Source organism: Streptomyces sp. ISL-99, from assembly GCF_018614005.1.
GTDB lineage: Bacteria > Actinomycetota > Actinomycetes > Streptomycetales > Streptomycetaceae > Streptomyces > Streptomyces flavidovirens.
The window spans coordinates 1-17,464 of record NZ_JAGGPC010000017.1; the positions used below are offsets into that span (position 1 = coordinate 1).

Annotated in this window: 15 protein-coding genes and 1 pseudogene; 9 read left to right on the forward strand and 7 right to left on the reverse strand. The window is 72.4% G+C overall.

The features are described 5' to 3' along the window. The 7 genes and pseudogenes from J7E91_RS10450 to J7E91_RS10480 all read right to left on the reverse strand — a co-directional run. Positions 1-313, reverse strand: a pseudogene (locus J7E91_RS10450) (tryptophan synthase subunit beta); the annotation flags it as partial. After that, positions 310-1,137 carry an indole-3-glycerol phosphate synthase TrpC gene (trpC, locus tag J7E91_RS10455; RefSeq protein WP_374224663.1) on the reverse strand — a complete coding sequence of 276 codons (828 nt, stop codon included), beginning with the start codon at positions 1,135-1,137 and terminating at the stop codon, positions 310-312. The pseudogene J7E91_RS10450 and the gene trpC, both read right to left, overlap by 4 nt. Before the next feature lie 28 nt (positions 1,138-1,165). After that, positions 1,166-2,191, reverse strand: a complete 1,026-nt coding sequence (trpD, locus tag J7E91_RS10460) for an anthranilate phosphoribosyltransferase (RefSeq protein ID WP_214901168.1) — start codon at positions 2,189-2,191, stop codon at positions 1,166-1,168. Continuing rightward, positions 2,188-2,838 carry an aminodeoxychorismate/anthranilate synthase component II gene (locus J7E91_RS10465; RefSeq protein WP_214901170.1) on the reverse strand — a complete coding sequence of 217 codons (651 nt, stop codon included), beginning with the start codon at positions 2,836-2,838 and terminating at the stop codon, positions 2,188-2,190. Before J7E91_RS10465 ends, trpD begins: the two co-directional genes overlap by 4 nt. After that, complete coding sequence (locus J7E91_RS10470) at positions 2,835-4,343, reverse strand: anthranilate synthase component I family protein (RefSeq protein ID WP_374224664.1); 1,509 nt, start codon at positions 4,341-4,343, stop codon at positions 2,835-2,837. The genes J7E91_RS10465 and J7E91_RS10470 overlap by 4 nt, the downstream gene beginning before the upstream one ends. Further along, positions 4,340-5,653: an ATP-grasp domain-containing protein gene (locus tag J7E91_RS10475; RefSeq protein WP_214901172.1), complete on the reverse strand. Its 1,314-nt coding sequence runs from the start codon at positions 5,651-5,653 to the stop codon at positions 4,340-4,342. Before J7E91_RS10475 ends, J7E91_RS10470 begins: the two co-directional genes overlap by 4 nt. An 11-nt stretch (positions 5,654-5,664) precedes the next feature. Further along, positions 5,665-6,234 (reverse strand): NADPH-dependent FMN reductase, encoded by a 570-nt coding sequence (locus tag J7E91_RS10480; protein ID WP_214901174.1) that lies wholly within the window; start codon positions 6,232-6,234, stop codon positions 5,665-5,667. 450 nt (positions 6,235-6,684) lie between these two features. Here J7E91_RS10480 and J7E91_RS10485 point away from each other — a divergent pair, with 450 nt between their 5' ends. Genes J7E91_RS10485 through J7E91_RS10525 form a run of 9 tightly spaced genes read left to right on the forward strand, consistent with a single transcriptional unit; the run spans position 6,685 to position 17,409 of the window. Next, positions 6,685-8,046 (forward strand): hypothetical protein, encoded by a 1,362-nt coding sequence (locus tag J7E91_RS10485; RefSeq protein WP_214901176.1) that lies wholly within the window; start codon positions 6,685-6,687, stop codon positions 8,044-8,046. Next, positions 8,043-9,302, forward strand: coding sequence for an acetyl-CoA carboxylase biotin carboxylase subunit family protein (locus tag J7E91_RS10490; protein ID WP_214901178.1), 1,260 nt, complete (start codon positions 8,043-8,045; stop codon positions 9,300-9,302). Before J7E91_RS10485 ends, J7E91_RS10490 begins: the two co-directional genes overlap by 4 nt. 10 nt (positions 9,303-9,312) lie before the next feature. After that, entirely contained in the window at positions 9,313-10,110 is a 798-nt protein-coding gene (locus tag J7E91_RS10495) for a tryptophan 2,3-dioxygenase family protein (protein WP_308376313.1), read from the forward strand. Next, complete coding sequence (locus J7E91_RS10500) at positions 10,107-11,348, forward strand: aminotransferase class V-fold PLP-dependent enzyme (RefSeq protein WP_251015486.1); 1,242 nt, start codon at positions 10,107-10,109, stop codon at positions 11,346-11,348. Before J7E91_RS10495 ends, J7E91_RS10500 begins: the two co-directional genes overlap by 4 nt. Next, a complete protein-coding gene (locus J7E91_RS10505; RefSeq protein ID WP_308376314.1) occupies positions 11,345-12,643 on the forward strand; it encodes a tryptophan 2,3-dioxygenase in 1,299 nt (432 codons plus the stop codon). Before J7E91_RS10500 ends, J7E91_RS10505 begins: the two co-directional genes overlap by 4 nt. Beyond that, positions 12,640-14,301, forward strand: a complete 1,662-nt coding sequence (locus tag J7E91_RS10510) for an FAD-dependent monooxygenase (RefSeq protein WP_214901180.1) — start codon at positions 12,640-12,642, stop codon at positions 14,299-14,301. Before J7E91_RS10505 ends, J7E91_RS10510 begins: the two co-directional genes overlap by 4 nt. A gap of 30 nt (positions 14,302-14,331) precedes the next feature. After that, positions 14,332-15,279, forward strand: a complete 948-nt coding sequence (gene ilvE, locus J7E91_RS10515) for a branched-chain-amino-acid transaminase (RefSeq protein ID WP_214901182.1) — start codon at positions 14,332-14,334, stop codon at positions 15,277-15,279. A 1-nt stretch (position 15,280) separates the two neighbouring features. Then, on the forward strand, positions 15,281-16,063 hold the full coding sequence (locus tag J7E91_RS10520; RefSeq protein WP_214901184.1) for a cyclase family protein: 783 nt from the start codon (positions 15,281-15,283) through the stop codon (positions 16,061-16,063). 32 nt (positions 16,064-16,095) lie between these two features. Further along, complete coding sequence (locus J7E91_RS10525; protein ID WP_214901186.1) at positions 16,096-17,409, forward strand: MFS transporter; 1,314 nt, start codon at positions 16,096-16,098, stop codon at positions 17,407-17,409. The last annotated feature ends 55 nt before the right edge of the window (positions 17,410-17,464 follow it).

The following is a 17,464-nucleotide window of genomic DNA, read 5'->3' on the forward strand; positions in this document are numbered from 1 at the left end:
GCGAGCCGGTGTGGTTGAGGTCCTCGCGCTTGAGGAAGATCCGCGCGCCGCCCGCGTGTTCGGCGAACCGCCGTACCTCGGTCAGCGAGCTGGGCCGGCCCGTGTAGTTGACCAGCAGATCGTTCAGCTCGGCCGCGAACGCCGGGTCGGACTTGGCCTTGTCGTACACGGCGGCGACCTCGTCGACCGCGGCGACGAGCGCCTCCGGGATGAACTTGCCGCCGAAGTCACCGAAGTATCCCTCGGCGTTGGGGACGTGCCCCTCCGGTCCGGGAACGAACGAGGTGTCCGGCGTGTCGGTGGTCGTCGTCATGACCTCTCCTGAGTGGTTCCGTGCGCTTGCGAGTTCTTCAGTTCCGCCACCGCCGCCGCCGGGTCGGCCGAGCGCATCAAGGTCTCCCCCACCAGCACCGCGTCCGCCCCGTCGGCGCGCAGCCGCCGGGCGTCCGCCGGGCTTCGTACGCCGCTCTCCGCGACCAGCACGCGGTCCGCCGGGACCTGCGCCCGGAGCCGGCCGGTGAGGCCCAGGTCGATCCGGAAGTCCCGCAGATCGCGGTGGTTGACCCCGATGTTGCGGGCGCCGAGGCCGACCGCGGTGCGCGCCTCGGCCTCGTCGTGGACCTCCACCAGGACGTGCAGGCCCTGTCCTTCGGCGTAGGCGTACAGCTCGGCCAGCCGGTCCTTGGTGAGGGCGGCGACCACGAGCAGGACCGCGTCCGCGCCGTACGCTCGGGCCTCGGCGATCTGGTACTCGTCGACGATGAAGTCCTTGCGCATGACGGGCAGGCCCACGGCCTCCCGTACGGTCGCCAGGTCCGCCGGGTGGCCGCCGAAGCCCTCGGTGTGCGCGAGGACGGAGAGCGCGCAGGCGCCGCCGGCCTCGTAACTCCGGGCCAGCTCGGCGGGCCGGTAGTCGTCGGTGAGCGGGCCCTTCAGCGGGCTGCGGGGCTTGAGCTCGGCGACGACGCCCAGCCCCGGGGCCCGCAGAGCCGCGCCGAAGTCCCGTACGGCGGGGGCGGCCTGTGCTCTGCTCTCCACCTCGGCCAGCGGGACTTCGGCCCTGCGGGCCGCCGTCTGGCGGTGCGCGGCCCGGATCAGCTCCCCGAGCAGGTCGGGCATGACGGATTGGCTGGTCAACGTGGTGCTCCTTGTTCGCGTCGCGGTGTCATGCGGCGGCCTGTGCGGCAGGCCGGGCGCCCGCCGCCACCCACCTGTCCAGGACAGCGGCCGCGTGGCCGCTGTCGATGGCCTCGGCGGCCCGGGCGATGCCCGCCCGCCAGTCCTCGCACTGCCCGGCCGCGCGCAGTGCGGCGGCCGTGTTGAGCAGCACGATGTCCCGGCGCGGGCCGGGCTCGCCCGCGAGGATCCGGCGTACGGTCTCCGCGTTGGCGGCCGCATCGCCGCCCCGCAGGTCCGCCAGGGTGGCACGGGCGAGGCCCAGGTCGGCGGGGTCGAGCCGGTAGGAGGTCGTGCTGCCGTCGGTCAGTTCCACGACGCGCGACGGCGAGCAGGTGCTCAGCTCGTCCAGGCCGTCGTCGGCACAGAACACCAGGGCGCGCTCGGTGCCGAGCCGGTGCAGGACCTCGGCCATCACTTCGAGCAGGGCCGGGTCGGACACCCCGAGGGTCTGGTAGCGGGCGCCGGCCGGGTTGCAGAGCGGCCCGAGCACGTTGAAGACGGTCCGTACGCCCAGTTCCCGGCGGGGCCCGGCCGCGTACCGGAAGGCGGGCTGGAAGACCGGCGCGAACAGGAAGGTGATGCCGACCTCGGCCAGGCAGGCCGCGGCCTCGGCCGGTCCCAGGTCGATGCGTACGCCCAGCGCTTCGAGGACGTCGGCGCTGCCGCAGGCGGAGGAAGCACTGCGGTTGCCGTGTTTCGCGACCGGGACGCCGCAGGCCGCGGCGACGACAGCCGCGGTGGTGGAGATGTTGAACGTGTCGTGGCCGTCGCCGCCGGTGCCGCAGGTGTCCAGGACCCGGCCGTCGCCGGTCAGGCGGGCGCCGAAGGCGCGGGCGGTGGCGACCAGTCCGACGATCTCCTCGATGTCGGCGCGCCGGGCGGACAGCGCCATGGCGAAGCCGGCTATCTGGCCGGGGGTGGCTTCCCCGCCGAGTACGGCGGCCATGGCCCGGCCGGCCTGTTCGCGGGTGAGCCGGCCGCCCTCGGCCAGGGTGCGCAACGCGGTTTTCACCGGACCCCCTCAAGTGGGTGTGAGTGGAGCTGTTCTACGGACTCGACGAAGTTGACGACGATGCGCATGCCCTGCTCGGTGAGGACGGACTCGGGGTGGAACTGCACCCCGTACGTCGGATGGGTGCGATGGCGCAGACCCATGACCGTGCCGTCCTGGGCCCAGGCGTTGGCGATGAGCTCGTCGGGCAGGGTCGTGCTGTCGACGGCGAGCGAGTGGTAGCGGGTGGCGGTGAACGGGTCGGGCAGGCCGGCGAGTACGCCGGTGCCGTCGTGCCGTACCCGTTCCGTCTTGCCGTGCACCGGGCCCACCCGCGCCACGTCGGCGCCGAATGCCTCCGCGATGGACTGGTGGCCCAGGCAGACGCCGAGCAGGGGGAGGCGGCCGCTGAGGTCGCGGGCGGCGGCGAGACTGACGCCGGCCTGGCCCGGGGTGCCGGGGCCGGGCGAGATCAGGACGGCGTCGTGGGCGGCGAGTTCCCCGGTGGTGACGCTGTCGTTGCGGTGGACGACGGGTTCGGCCCCGGCCTGCGCGAGGTACTGGACCAGGTTGTACGTAAAGGAGTCGTAGTTGTCGACGACGGCGACGCGGACCGGGACACGGGCCTGCCGGCTCGTGCGGAGGTGGTTCGTGCGGAGGTGGCTCATGCGGAGGCCTCCGCCCGTTCCACGGCGGCGAACAGGGCCTGCGCCTTGTTGAGGGTCTCGCGGTACTCGGCGGCCGGGTCGGAATCGGCGACCACCCCGGCACCGGCCTGGACCCAGGCCTTCCCGTCGGCGATGACCAGGGTGCGCAGGGCGATCGCCGTGTCCAGGCTGCCGCCGGTGCCGATGAAGCCGAGGGCGCCGCCGTAGACACCGCGCCGCTCGTCCTCCAGCTCGGCGATGATCTCCATGGCCCGGATCTTGGGGGCGCCGGAGACGGTGCCCGCCGGGAAGGTGGAGCGCAGCGCGTCCAGCGGGGTGCGGCCGTCGGCGAGGTCTCCACTGACGGTCGAGGACAGGTGCATGACGTGCGAGTAGCGCTCGACCTCCATCAGCCGGTCCACCCGTACGGTGCCGGGCGCGGCGATCCGGCCGATGTCGTTGCGGCCGAGGTCCACGAGCATGACGTGCTCGGCCCGTTCCTTCTCGTCCGCGAGCAGTTCGGCCTCCAGGGCGGCGTCGGTCGCGGCGTCGGTGCCGCGCCACCGGGTACCGGCGAGCGGGCGGGTCTGCGCCCTGCCGTCCTCGACCTTCACCAGCAGTTCCGGTGAGGCGCCGATGACGTGTCTGCCGCCGCCGAGGGCGAGGTGGAACATGTACGGCGACGGGTTGACGGCGCGCAGGTGGCGGTAGACGTCGAGGGGTTCGGCGGCGAGCGGCTTGCTGAACCGCTGGGAGAGCACGACCTGGAAGATGTCGCCGGCCCGGATGTACTCGCGGGCGGTTGTGACCATGTCGAGGAAGCGTTCCTCGCTGGTGTGCGCGCGCCAGGCGGAACGGTCCTGCTGTTCGGCGGTGCGGGCGGGGGCGAGCGGTCTCGCCCCGCCGGCGCCCGGGCCGTACGGCTGGTGCGGCTGGTCGGCGAACAGCCGGTCGCGGGTGGCGGCGAGCCGGCCGACGGCGTCCTCGTACGTCTCGGCGGCGGTGTCGTGGAGCGTGGTGATCAGCAGCCGTCGGGTGGCGTGGTCGAACACCACCAGGTCGTCGGCCTGCAGGAACACCGACTCGGGCATGCCCGGGCCGGGTCCGGCGGCAGTGGGGAGGCGCTCGAAGTGGCGGGCGCTCTCGTAGCCGAGGTAGCCGACGGCGCCGCCGTGGAAGGGCGGCAGTCCGGGGACGCGCGCGACGTCGCGGTCGGCCAGTGGCCGCAGTGCGACGAGCGGGTCGCCGTCGCCGAGCGGGACGGGGCGGGTCCGGTGCGCGATGTACGAGTAGCGGGCGACCGCGACGCTGTTGTCGGTCCCGATGACGCTCTCCAGCAGCAGACCGGGCTCCTCCAGACCGGGGCCGCACAGCCGGGCGAAGGCGGTGACCGGGGAGAGGGTGTCGGCGAGCAGCTCGATGTAGAGCGGAACGTAGGCGTGCGCGGTGGCCAGGACACGTGCCGCCTCGGGTCCGGGAACGACGCCCGCGACGACCGGGGCAAAAACGGCAACGGGAGCGGTCACGCGCCGGCCTCCGATCTCGGTAGCGGGTCCACCGCACGGTCCACGACGGCTTCGGCACGGTCGAGGGCCTGCCCGCAGGCGTCCTCGTCCGGTCCGGTGGCGACCAGCGCGGCCAGCCGCGGGATGGCCTGACGGGGCGGCAGCAGCAGCATGGTGCCGGGCTCGGCGAGGACGGCGGTGTGCGTGATGCCGGGTACGGCCGCGGCGTCGGTGAGGTCGAGCGCGCGGGCGTGGCCGTCGGTGTCGGCGTAGACGAACCGGACTTCGGCGGTGCGGTCGTGGGTCGGGGTGAGGTCGGGAAGGCGGCCGAAGGACAGTTCGGCGGCGGCCCTCACCAGGTCGATGCCGGTGGCGAAGGTGCTGATGAAGGGGATGAGGTCGCCGCCGAGCCGGGCGTTGAGCTCGATGAGGCGCGGGCCGCGTGAGGTGAGGCGGACCTCGGCGTGGGTGACGCCCGTGGTGACGCCGAGCACCTGGTGGGCGCCGGTCACCAGCGCGCGCACCTCGTCCGCCCATGGTTCGTCGTCGTACGAGGCGGCGACGAGGTGGCCGACTTCCTCGAAGTACGGCGTGAAACCGAGCCGCTTGCGGGCGATGTGGACGATGTGGACGCCGCCGTCGTGGACGGCGCTGTCGATGCTGATCTCGGGGCCGTCGAGGTACTCCTCGACGAGGATGCCGTGGCCGGTGGGGAGCGTGGCGAAGGCGGCACCGTCGGCGAGCGCGAAGGCTTCCCGTACCTGACTCTCGTCGTCGGCGCGGGTCACGCCGATGCTGCCGGCGAGGGCGCGGGGCTTGAGGACGACGGGATAGCCGAACTCGTCGGCGGCGGCGACGGCTTGGTCCGCGGTGGTGACGAGCCGGTGGCGGACGGCCGCGAGGCCGGCCTCGGACATCAGCGAGCGGGTGGCGTACTTGTCGCGGCAGTGGCGGGCGGCCTCGGCGGACAGCTGCGGCAGTCCGAGCTTGGCGGCGGCCTCGGCGGTGGCTTCGACCGCGGTCTCGTCCCAGGTCAGCAGGGCCACGGAGGCGTTCTCAGGACCCGCGAGACGGAGCACGGCATCGGCGATCGCGACCGGATCGGACAGGTCGGTGACGACGTACGAGTCGAGGTAGTCACGCTGCCAGGTCGGCTCGGCGGAAAGCACCGCGGAGAGCGTGTAGTGCGCGTGCAGGGACTGGAAGGAGTACTCGCGGTACGGGCGGCCGCCGCTGCCGACAACGACCAGGCGCTCGGCGGAGACATCGGCGGAAACAGGCACGGACTGCGGGGACTGCGGGGACGGTGACGGCAGGGACGGTGCGGTCATGGCTGCTCCTCTCAGACCTGGGCCGGCGCGGCGTCGGTGTCGGCGAGCAGCTTGGCCAGCTCGTCGAGTACGCCGCCCAGTTCGCCGGCGAGACCGGCCGGGGCCCGGAACCCGTCGGGGCCGGTCAGGTCCGCGATGCCGGGGACGGAGATGCTGCGCTCGGCGGGGCGGAAGCCGATGCGGGCGAGGATCGGGCGGAGCGCCTCGACGGCGGGTACGCCGCCGGAGGGGCCGGCGGTGTAGCTGAGGAGGGCGACCGGCTTGTCCTGCCACTCGTGGTAGAGGAAGTCGACGGCGTTCTTCAGCGGTGCGGTGAAGGTGCCGTTGTACATCGGCATCACGAAGACGTAGGCGTCGCCGCGGGAGACCGTGGCGCTCCAGTCCTTGGTGTGCTGGTGGACGTACGCGGCTTCGGAGGGGTGCTCGGGCTCGTCGAGGAAGGGCAGGCCGATCTCGGCGAGGTCGAGGGTCTCGATGTCGAAACCGCCGTGGCGGCGGGCTTCTTCGGCGGCCCAGGCGGCGACGGAGGGGCCGACGCGGCCGGGGCGGGTGCTGGCGATGACGAACTGCAGGCGGGGCATGGGCTGTTCTCCCTTGTGGACGGTCCGGTGTCACCGCGGATCGTCCGAAGGGGCGCGGGGCCCCTGCAGTGAGCAGTAGGTAAGCAGCAGGCCGGGCGGTGCGCAACCGGCGCGGCCCGCCATCCCCGCCGTACGCCCCCTTCTGCCCCGTTCTGTCCGCCGGGACCTCCCTGGCGTATTCACGACAGCCGTAAACGCGCGGCCCGGGAGGCGGCGCCGGCGGCCGCGCCCGGTGCCACAGTGAAATCACGTCACCGCGGATCGCCCCAACGCTCGCATCTGCTTCGCGTTCTTCACGTTCACGCGATTCTCCGTTGCCTCGTTTCCCTTTTCCCTTCGCCTCGCCTTTCCGATCCCACCCGGTATTTCCGGTGCCGCCGCCGCATTCGGCGGCTTCCCCTTCGCGCCGCGATCCGGCATGCCCTGATCCGGCAGAAATGGAGACCGCCCATGGAGAATTCAGCCACCGTCCGCTACCTCTGTGAATCAGCGGACCCGGACAGCGGACTGCGCACCCTGACCGCGCAGACCACCGTCCCCGCCGAATACGACAAGGCGTACGGGCACGTCCTGCTGCCCCGCCCGATCTTCGTCTCCGAGCGCGAGATCCGCGCCTTCGCCGACGACCTCGCCGCCGTCTTCCGGACCCTCGTCTCGCTGCCGCGCCGCTGCTTCGACGGCGACCTGGCGCGCTACGGCGCGGCCATCGGACTGCCGCCGGAGCTGATCGAGGTGATGAGCGAGGGCGCGACCGGCGACCCCCTGCTGTACGCCCGCGCCGACGCCTTCCACGACGGCACCGGCTTCCGGCTGCTGGAACTGAACGTCGGCAGCGAGCTCGGCGGCGTCGACAGCGCCCAGCTCAACCGCGCCTTCCTGGAGGTGCCCGCCTTCCGCTCCTTCGCCGAGGCCAACGCCCTGGGCCACACCGACACCATGGACCACCTGGTGGCCGAGCTGCGCGCGGCGGCCGCGGGCGTGGGCGCCGACCCGGTGAGCCCGGTGGTGGCACTCATCGAGGGCCCCGGGGCGCTCGGCGACCACGACAGCGTGTTCCTCTCCATCCAGGAGGACATGAGCCGTCACGGCATCGAGCTGCTGCTCGGCGAGATCCAGGAGCTGACCGAGGGCGCGGACGGCAAGCTCGCCCTGCGCGGCCGCCCCGTCGATGTCGTCCTGCGCTACTTCGCCGCCGGCCAGATCGCGGGCGACCCGGTCGCCCGCGCCGCCCTGACGCGGGTCAACCGCGCCCACGCGGCCCGCCGTACCGCTCTGTTCACCCCGCTCGAAGGGGCCCTGTTCACCAGCAAGGCCGCGCTCGGCCTGCTGCACCTGCCGGCCGTCCGCGCCGCACTGAGCGAGACGGAGCGGGAGCTGGTCGACCGGGTGCTGCCACGCACCTGGGTGCTCGGCACCGAGGGCTCCGAGGAGGCCCTCGCCCACGCCCGTACGCACCGCGCCTCGCTCGTCCTCAAGCCCGGCATCGGCTACAGCGCCGACGGCGTCGTCATCGGCCGCGATGTCACCGACGCCGAGTGGGAGGCGGCCCTGGAGGCGACCGCCGTACGCGACTACGTCGCCCAGGAGCTGGTCGTACCGGCCCTGGAACCGGTCGTCGACCCGGAGACCGGGCGCACCGGGGAATGGGTCGCGAACTGGGGGATTTTCGTCACCCCCCAGGGATTCGGTGGCGCGTTCTGCCGCGCCCTACAGCCGAAGGACGGCTCCGTCATCACGTACGCGAATCCCGGAACCCGCGGCACCTGCGTATTCACCTGCCCGGAAGTCGAATTCGAGGAGTCCCGGATATGACCGACCGTCCACACATTGTCGTGATCAACCGCTGGCGCGAGCGATACGCGGAATTCACCAGCTATATCGACCACACCGAGAACCGGGTCAGTTATGTGACCACCGAGGTCGGGACCGGTTCCGTTCCGGTCGAGGCCCACGAGGTCGTGCTGGTTCCCGCGACCGACGATCTGGAGCGGGTCCGCGCCGAGGTCCGCGCGCTCGCCGCCCGGTACGGCGCGCCCGCCGCGATCGTCGCCCTCAAGGAGGACGACCTGCTGGTCGGCGCGGCGCTTCGCGAGGAGTGGGACGTTCCGGGCCCGCGCCAGCCGTCGCAGATCGTCTTCCGCGACAAGTACGTGATGTGCCGGGCCGTCGCGGACGCCGGCCTGGACGTGCCGGCGTTCGCCGCCGCCACCGACACCGCCACGGTCCTCGCCTTCGGCGCGGCCGCCGGCTGGCCGGTCATCGTCAAGCCGCGCACGGGCAGTTCCAGCGCCGGCGTGGTCCGGGTGGACGGCCCCGAGCAGGTCACCGGCCTGGACCTGGACAGCGAACCGATGCTGGTGCAGGCCTTCGTGGACGCCCCGATCTCCCATGTGGACGGCGTCTTCGACGGGGAGCGGCTGCTGGCCTGGCGGGCCTCCCGCTACCTCAACACCTGCCTGGGCTTCCGCGGCGGCACCTTCCTCGGCTCCGTCGAGATCGACGACCCGGAGGTCAACGCGGCCATCGACCGGGCCGCCACCGCCTACCTCGGCGCGCTCTCCCCGGGCCGCGCCACCGTCTTCCACCTCGAACTGTTCATCGACCGGGGCCCGGACGGGCGCACCGTATGCCGCTTCCTGGAGTGCGGCGCCCGCGTCGGCGGCGCCGAGATCCCCTTCCTCTGGCGCGAGGTGCACGGCTACGACCTGATGCACGCCGCCTGGCAGCTCCAGGTGGACCGCCCGCTGCCGCCGGTGCCGCGGGCAGCCGCCGCGCCGCACGCCACCGACGAGGTGGCCGGCTGGATGCTCGTGCCCGCCCCGGCCGAACGGCCGTGCCGGATCACCGAGTCGACCTCCATGACCGGCCGCGCCCAGGGCCCGTACGCCGAGGTCGTCCTGCATCCGGGCGAGGTACTGCCCGACGCGGACGCCTACTACGAGCACGTCGGCGGCCGCTTCCGGTTCCGGGCCGCCGACGGAGCGGCCACCGAGGCCGCCATCACCGCCACCGCCACGGACTTCCGGGTACGCGCCGAGCCGCTCGCCCTGTCCACGACGAACGCCTGACAGGAGCATCGTGTCCAAGGACTACTCGGTTCCCGTACTCACCGGAGAAGGGGACAACGACTACACGCGCTACATGCGCACCGACACACTGCTGTCGCTCCAGCGCCGCCCGGAGGACATGATCCACCGGGACGAGATGCTCTTCCAGGTCGTCCACCAGTCGACCGAACTGTGGCTCAAGCTCGCCTGCTACGAGGTCGCGGAGGCGGGCCGGCAGATCGACGCGGGGCAGCTGGACACCGCGGCCCGGCTGCTCGGCCGCGCCTCACTCGGCGTACGCATGACCGCCGACCAGCTGGAGATGATGCGGCACCTCGCGCCCTCGGACTTCCAGATCATCCGCACCGTCCTCGGCCACGGCTCGGGCTTCGAGTCCCCGGGCTGGAAGACGGCCCGGCTGGTCAGCCAGGACCTCGAGAAGTCCTTCCACCGGCTGATCGAGGCCCGTGGCACCGACCTCGTGGAGGTCTACACCAACGGCCACGACACCGCGGAGTACCGGCTGGCCGAGGCGATGATCGACTGGGACGAGCGGATCTCGCTGTGGCGCGCCCAGCACTACAAGATGGCCACCCGGGTCATCGGCCACTCCGTGGTCGGCACCAAGGGCGCGCCGGTCGACTTCCTGGCCAAGCTGATCAGCCACAAGTTCTTCCCGCAACTGTGGGAACTGCGGACCGAGTTGACCCTGACCGGCCCCATGGGTGACGCCGAACCGGCTCCCGAGTACGCCGAAGAGGTCGCGCCGCCGGTCTGCCCGATGACCGGAGGCGGGGGCGTGCCGCCCGCCGGAACGAGTACGGCATGAGCCGCGGCAGCGCGGCCACCGCGCCCTCCCCGGCCCCCATGGCCCCCGCCGTCGCGCCCGTCACGGCCGCGGCCTTCCGCCGCAGTTTCCCGATGCTGGAGCGCACGGTCCATCTGGCGAGCTGCAGTCTTGGTGCCCGGTCCGACGCCGTCGACGAGGCGCTGGAGCGGATGCAGGAGGCGGTCGCGGCCCACGGCGCACCCTGGGCCCGGTTCGAGGAGGAGATCGAGGAGGCCCGGCAGCGCTTCGCGGCCCTGATCGGGGCCGGCCCGGACCAGATCGCGATCCTGCCCAACGCCTCCATCGGCGCCTACCAAGTGGTCTCCACGCTGTCCCTGGAGACCCGGGTCGACATCGTCACCACCGTCGAGGAGTTCCCGTCCGTCGCGCACGTCTGGCTCGCTCAGCAGCCGCGCGGCGCCCGGGTGATCTTCACGGGCGACCAGGGAACCGGCCGCATCCGGCCCGCCGACTACCTGGCGGCCATGGGCGACGGCACCGCGCTGGTGTCGGTCCCGATGTCCACCTACCAGTTCGCCGAGCGGCCGGCGGTCGCGGAGATCGTCGAGGCCGGCCGGGCCGCCGGGGCGCTGACCTTCGTCGACGCCTACCAGGCCGTCGGCGTGATGCCGGTGGATGTCGCCGACATCGGCTGCGACTACCTCGTCGCGGGGACGATGAAGTACCTCGCCGGACTCCCCGGCCTGGCCTTCCTCTACGCCCGCTCCGGTCTGATGGGTGATCAGGACCCGCAGCTGACCGGCTGGTTCGGGCGGGTGGAGCCGATGGCGTTCAACCCGCTGCGGCTCGACTTCCCGGCCATCGCCCGGCGCTTCGAGACCGGCACCCCCGCGGTGTCCGCCGTGTACGCCGCCAACGCCGCGCTCGACCTGTTCCGGGACGTCGACCTGGCCGACGTACGGCGCCACATCTCCGCCCTGACCGACCGCACCGCGCGCACCCTCGTCGCCCAGGGCGAACGGGTCCGCAAGGCCGAGACGCCGGAACTGCAGGGCGCCCACCTCGGCCTGTACGACGCCGACCCGCGCGCCCTCGCCGGCTGGCTGGCCGGCCAGGGCATCGCCGTCAGCCCACGCGGGCCCGTCGTACGCCTGTCCTTCCACTACTACAACTCCACGGACGACGTGGAGGCCCTCTGCCAGGCCATGCGCGAGTTCCGCGCACTGACCGGCCCCGCCCTTTCCGTCCCACTCCCGAAGGTGAGACCCGCAGCGTGAAAGAGCTGACCGACTGGCTGGCCGATCCCGTACCCAGCCGGTTTCCGTACCCCGCGGTGACCCACGAGTTCCACCGCGTCGGCAAGCACTTCGTCTGTGACGAGATCCTGAAGTCCCTGGCCCTGGCCAGGGAGCGGCTCGCTCCGCTGGCGCCCACACCCGCCGACGCGGCCCACCGGCTGCTGCTCGACCGGTTCCTGGACACCGCGCTCGACAAGTGGGACGGCCGGTACGACTACCCCACGTACACCTCGCTCAGCGTGCTCGGCCTGCCGACCGCCGACGACGGGCCGGCCGCCGCCCCGGCCGCCCGCGTCACCCGGGACCGGCTGACCGTCCAACTCCTGGCCGACCTGCTGCGGTTCGAGCTGGCCGCCGCCGAGGGGCGCACCGCGTGGCTCCCGGAGATGCGGCCCGACGCCCGGCTGGTGGAGAAGCGCTGCCGACTCGCCGTCCGGGTGGCCAGGCCCGCACTCGCCAGGCTCGGGTACGGCGAGCGGCTCACCGCCGCCGACCCGGCCGGCCAGGCCGCCCAGCTGTGGGAGCTCGTCGACGGCGAACTGCTGGACCCGCACGAGCGCCGGGTGCTGAAGCTCAGCGTGCTGCCGGTCTACATATCGCACGACGAGCACATGTTCATCCGGGTGCTGCAGACCTTCGAGACCACCTTCGCGCTGCTGGCCCTGAGCATCCGTACGGCCATCGGGGACCTGAACGACGCCCGGACCGGGGACGCGACCGGGCACCTCGCGGTCGCCGAGACCGTTCTCGCCGAATCGGCCCCGCTGTTCTCGCTGCTGGCCACCATGCAGGTCGAATCCTTCCGCGTCTTCCGCGAGTTCACCGACGGCGCGAGCGCCATCCAGTCCCGCAACTACAAACTGGTCGAGTCCCTGTGCCGGGTCCCCGACCAGGACCGGCTGGACTCCCCCGCCTACCGCTCCACCCCCGAGGTACGCGGGCGGATCCTGGCCGGCCAGCCCACCCTCGACGAAGCCTGCGGCGCCGCCCTCACCGACATCCGCTTCAGCGCCGCCGACCGCGAGCTGCTGACCGCCTCGATGCTCGGGTTCGCCGGCGCCCTGCGCCGCTGGCGCCAGACGCACTACCGGATCGCCGTCCGGATGCTCGGCACCCGCTCGGGCACCGGCGCGACCGAAGGCACCCCGTATCTCAGCTCGGTACGGAAGATCCCGGTCTTCCGCAGCGTCACCGAAACACCCGACGCCGACGCCCCTGGCACCGACGCCCCCACCGCCGCCGCACCCCGTACAGAGAGCGAAGAGGCAGCATGAACAGCGACCTGATCCCCGTAGGCATCGTCGGCGCCGGCCCCGTCGGTATGGCCCTGGCCGCCCGCCTGGCCTCCTTCGGCATCCCGAGCGTCCTCTTCGAGCGCGACCCCGAGCTGCGCAAGCAGGGCTCCAAGGCGTGCCTCATCCAGGGCGACGTGCTGGAGGTACTCGACAAGTTCGGCTGCGCCGAGACCATCGGCGCCGAGGGCGTCACCTGGACCACGGCCCGCACCTATGTGCGCGGCAAGGAGATCCGCGCCGCCGAGTACACCCGCCGGATCGGCTACGGCCCGTTCGTGAACATCTCCCAGTACCGCATCGAGCAGCTGCTGCTGGAGAAGGTCGAGGCCGACCCGCTCACCGAGGTCCGCTGGGCCCACGAAATCACCGGCGTCGAGCAGGACGGCGACACCGTCACCGTCTTCGCCGACACCCCGGACGGCCCGCGCGACTACCGCTGCCAGTACGTCGTCGCCTGCGACGGCGTCCGCAGCCCGATGCGTAAGCTCACCGGCGTCGAGTGGACCGGCTACAGCCACCAGGACCGCTTCCTGATCACCGACCTGAAGGTGAAGCTGCCGCTCGCCAAGGAGCGCCACTTCCACTACGACCCGCCCTTCAACCCGGGCCGTCAGCTCGTCATGCACCCGCAGCCGAACGACATCTGGCGCATCGACTGGCAGCTCGCCCCCGAGACCGACATCGAGGCCGAGCGTGCGGACGGCCGCTTCGACCGGCGGGTGCGCGCCGTCATCGGGGACGTCGACTACGAGATCGACTGGCTGTCCACCTACCGCTTCCACCAGCGCGTGGTCGAGAAGTTCCGCATCGGCCGGATCTTCTTCGCCGGCGACTCCGCCCACTCCCTGCCGCCGTACGGCTCACGGGGCATGAACAGCGGCATTCAGGACGCCGACAACCTCGCCTGGAAGCTGGCGCTGGTCATGCAGGGCAAGGCCGGGGACGCGCTCCTCGACACCTACCACGACGAGCGCTACGCCGCCGCCAAGGAGAACCTCGCCGTCACCGAGGCCACCATCAAGTTCATGGTGCCGCCGAATCTGGCGCGCCGGCTCGCGCGCAAGGCGCTGCTGTTCCTCTCCCAGCCCTTCCAGGGCGCCCGCGACAAGGTCAACAGCGGCAAGATGGCCGAGCCTCACACATACATCGACTCCCCCGTCGTGGAGTCCGCCGACCGCCACCCGCTGATGGGCGCCTTCGCCCCCGACGCGCGGATCGACGCCCCCGGTGCCCACCGCGTCCGCGAGCTGTACGGCGCCGGCTTCACCGGCCTGTACTTCGCCCCGGACCGGGACGCCGCGCGCGCCTTCGCCGAGCGGGCGCTCGCCGACACCCGCGGCCTGACCGCCCACCTGATCGTGGTCCTGCGCGAGGGCGAACTCGCCGTACCGGCCGCCGGCTCCGCGGCGGACATGCCCGAGGGCGTCACCGTGCTGCGCGACCGCGACAGCGTGCTGCGCGAGGCGTACCGGGCCGACGAGGGCACCTGCCTGATCGTCCGCCCCGACGGCCACCTCGGCGCGCTGGCCGACGCCGAGCGGCCCGAGACCTTCGGCGCCACCCTCGCCCGCTGCGCCGTGGCCGCCACTCCCGCCGCCGCCCCGGCCGCCGCGCCGCGCGTCCCCGCCACCGTCTGACCGCCCCTCACCCTTGCGCAGGAGCATGAAGTGACCACACCCGAACTGCCCACCCACGCCTGGCTCAACGGCACCGTCGTCGACTGGGACCAGTGCACCGTCCACGCCCGCTCCCAGGGAGCCTTCTGGGGCGCCAACGTCTTCGAGGGGCTGCGCGCCTACCGCCGCCCCGACGGCGAGGGCCTCGCGGTCTTCCGGGTCGACGAGCACCTGGCCCGGCTGCGCCGCTCGATGAAGAGCCTGCGCATGGAGATCGCCTTCTCCGACGAGGAGCTGAAGCAGGGCGTGCTCGACGTCCTGGAGGCCAACCGCTTCGAGGAGGACGTACACATCTGCGTCGTCTCGTACTTCAACATGGGCCCGAACGCGGACCCGCTCAGCCACACCGACGACGCCGGCGTCCACATCACCTCCACCCGCGCCCCGCGCGGCCGGGGCTTCGAGAGCGGCCTGTCCGCCACCGTCTCCTCCTGGCGCCGCATCAGCGACGACTCCATGCCGCCGCGCATCAAGGCGGGCGCCAACTACCACAACAGCCGCCTCGCCCACCACGAGGCGATCCGCAACGGCTACGACACCACCCTCCTGCTCAACCAGCGCGGCAGCATCTCCGAGGCCCCCGGTTCCTGCGTGGCGATGCTGCACGACGGCAAGCTCATCACCCCGCCCGGCACCAGCGGCGTCCTGGAAGGCATCACCGTCGCCACCATCGGCGAGCTCGCCCGGCGGGAACTCGGCATCCCCATGGAGCGCCGTGAGATCGACCGCACCGAGCTCTACACCGCCGACGAGATCTTCGTCGCCGGCACGCTCGCCGAGATCGCGCCCGTCACCAGCCTCGACCGCATACCGGTCGGCGACGGGAGCCCGGGCGTGACGGTCCGCAAGCTCCAGGAGCTGTACGACTCGGTGGTCCGGGGCCAGCACCCCGACTACCGGCACTGGTCCACCATCGCCCGCACGACCGGGGAGAAGTGACATGCCCGCCTCCGTGGACACCCAGTCCCTCACCCCCTTGCTGACCGGCCTGCTCGACGGCTCGGTGGAAGTCGTCGACCTCACCTCGCCGCTCTCCGAGGAGACCCCGCTCATCCAGCTGCCGCCGGAGCGCGGCCAGCCCTGGGCCTTCGAGCGCGAAGTCATCTCCCACTACGACGAGGCCGGCCCCACCGTCTACTGGAACAACATCCGCCTCTCCGAGCACACCGGCACCCATTTCGACGCCCCCATCCACTGGCTCACCGGCAAGGACCTCGACGACGTCTCCCAGGTCCCCCCGCAGCGCCTGGTCGGCCCCGCCTCCGTACTGGACTTCTCCGCCGAGGCCGCCGCCGACCCCGACTTCCTCCTGGAGCGCCACCACGTCGAGGCATGGCAGGAGCAGCACGGCCCGCTCGCCGCCGGCGGCTGGCTGCTCTACCGCACCGGCTGGGAGTCCCGGCAGGGCTCCCAGGAGACCTTCCTCAACGACCGGCACACGCCCGGCATCTCGCCCTCCTGCGCCCAGTGGCTGGCCGAGGAGACCGGGATCATCGGCATCGGTGTGGAGACCGTCGGTACGGATGCCGGCCAGGCCGGCGAGTTCGGGGACCAGCCGTACCCCTGCCACTGGTACTTCCACGGCGCCGGAAAGTACGGCGTCACCCAGCTCCGCAACCTGCACCGGCTCCCCCCGCAGGGCGCCGTGCTGATCGCCGCGCCGCTGCCCATCGTCGGCGGTTCCGGCAGCCCGGCCCGGGTGCTCGCGCTCGTATCCCGCTGATCCCGCTGATCTCCCGGAAGGTACGTACCCGCATGCCCCAGACGTCCGGCGACCTGCCCGCTCTGCGCCGCAGGTCGGTCAACCGCATCCTGGTCCTGCACGGCCTGTCGTCGTTCTGCTACGGCATGGTCTTCCCGTTCATCGGCATCCACCTGGCCGCCCAGCCCGGCATCGGCACCACCGGCGTCGCCGTCTACTACGGCGTCTCCGGCATCGCCAACCTCGCCGTCTCGCTGCTGCTCGCCTCGGCCGCCGTACGGATCCCGCGGCACGCCCTCGGCATCACCGGCCTGCTCCTGTGGCTCGGCTGCTTCCTCCTGCTGACCCGGGGCGACACGCTCGTCGCCGCAGGCGCCGCGGCCGTCCTCGGCGGCGCCGGGCAGGGCTGCTTCATGGCCGCCATCATCCCGATCGTCAACTCCCTGGTGCCGCCCGAGGAACGGCGCCAGGTCTTCGCCCGCCGCTACCAGATCCTCAACGCCACGCTCGCCGCCGGCTCCCTGGTGGCCGGGCTCTTCCTCACCGTCTTCTCCCGCGAGGCCATCACCTGGCTGCTGATCGCCAACGCGGTCGGCTACCTCCCGGTGGCCTTCGCCCTGGGACTGGCCCGCCGGGTCCCGGAGGTGGCCGAGGCCCCCGAAAGCGCACAGAGCGCCGAGGGCGGCAAGGCCGGCGACGCCGCGGTCCCGGCGGCCCCCGCCGCCCCCGCCGCCCCCGCGCTCGGCACCGCCCTGCTCGTCCGGGCCGCCCTCGGCGCCGCGCTCTTCCAGTTCGGCGCCTACCTCATCGGCTACAGCCAGTTCGAGGCCACCGCGCCGCTGGTCGCCGACCAGCTCATGGACACCGGCATCGGCTGGATCTCCGTGATGCTCACCCTCAACGTCGTGGTCATCGTGCTCTGTCAACGCCCCATCACCAAGCTGCTGGAGAAGCGCCCCGAGGAGCACGGACTGCGCATCGCCGTCGCCCTGTGGGCCACCGGCCTCGTCCTGGCCGGTGTCACCGCCTTCGGCCCCGGCCCGCTCCAGCTCACCGGACTGCTGCTGTACGCGGTCTTCTTCGCCCTCGGCGAGTGCGCTTACTCCTGCTCCTTCCACCCCTGGCTGATCTCCAAGGTGCCGGACGGCGAGCTCACTCGCGCAAGCGCCCTGTGCAACTCGATGATGGGTGTCGGCATGCTCTTCGGCCCCTCGATCGGCATCGCCCTGATCACCACGGACCACGCGGCCTGGGTGTGGCTGCCGCTCGCCGCGCTCTGCGGCCTCGTCGCCCTCACCACCCTGCGCCGCGGGACCCGCGGCACCAGCTCCACCCCCACCGACCCGGACCTCGTACCCGCCGGCTGACCCCACCGACCTCACCGACCTCACCGCCAAGACCAGGAACCGGAACAGGAGCCCT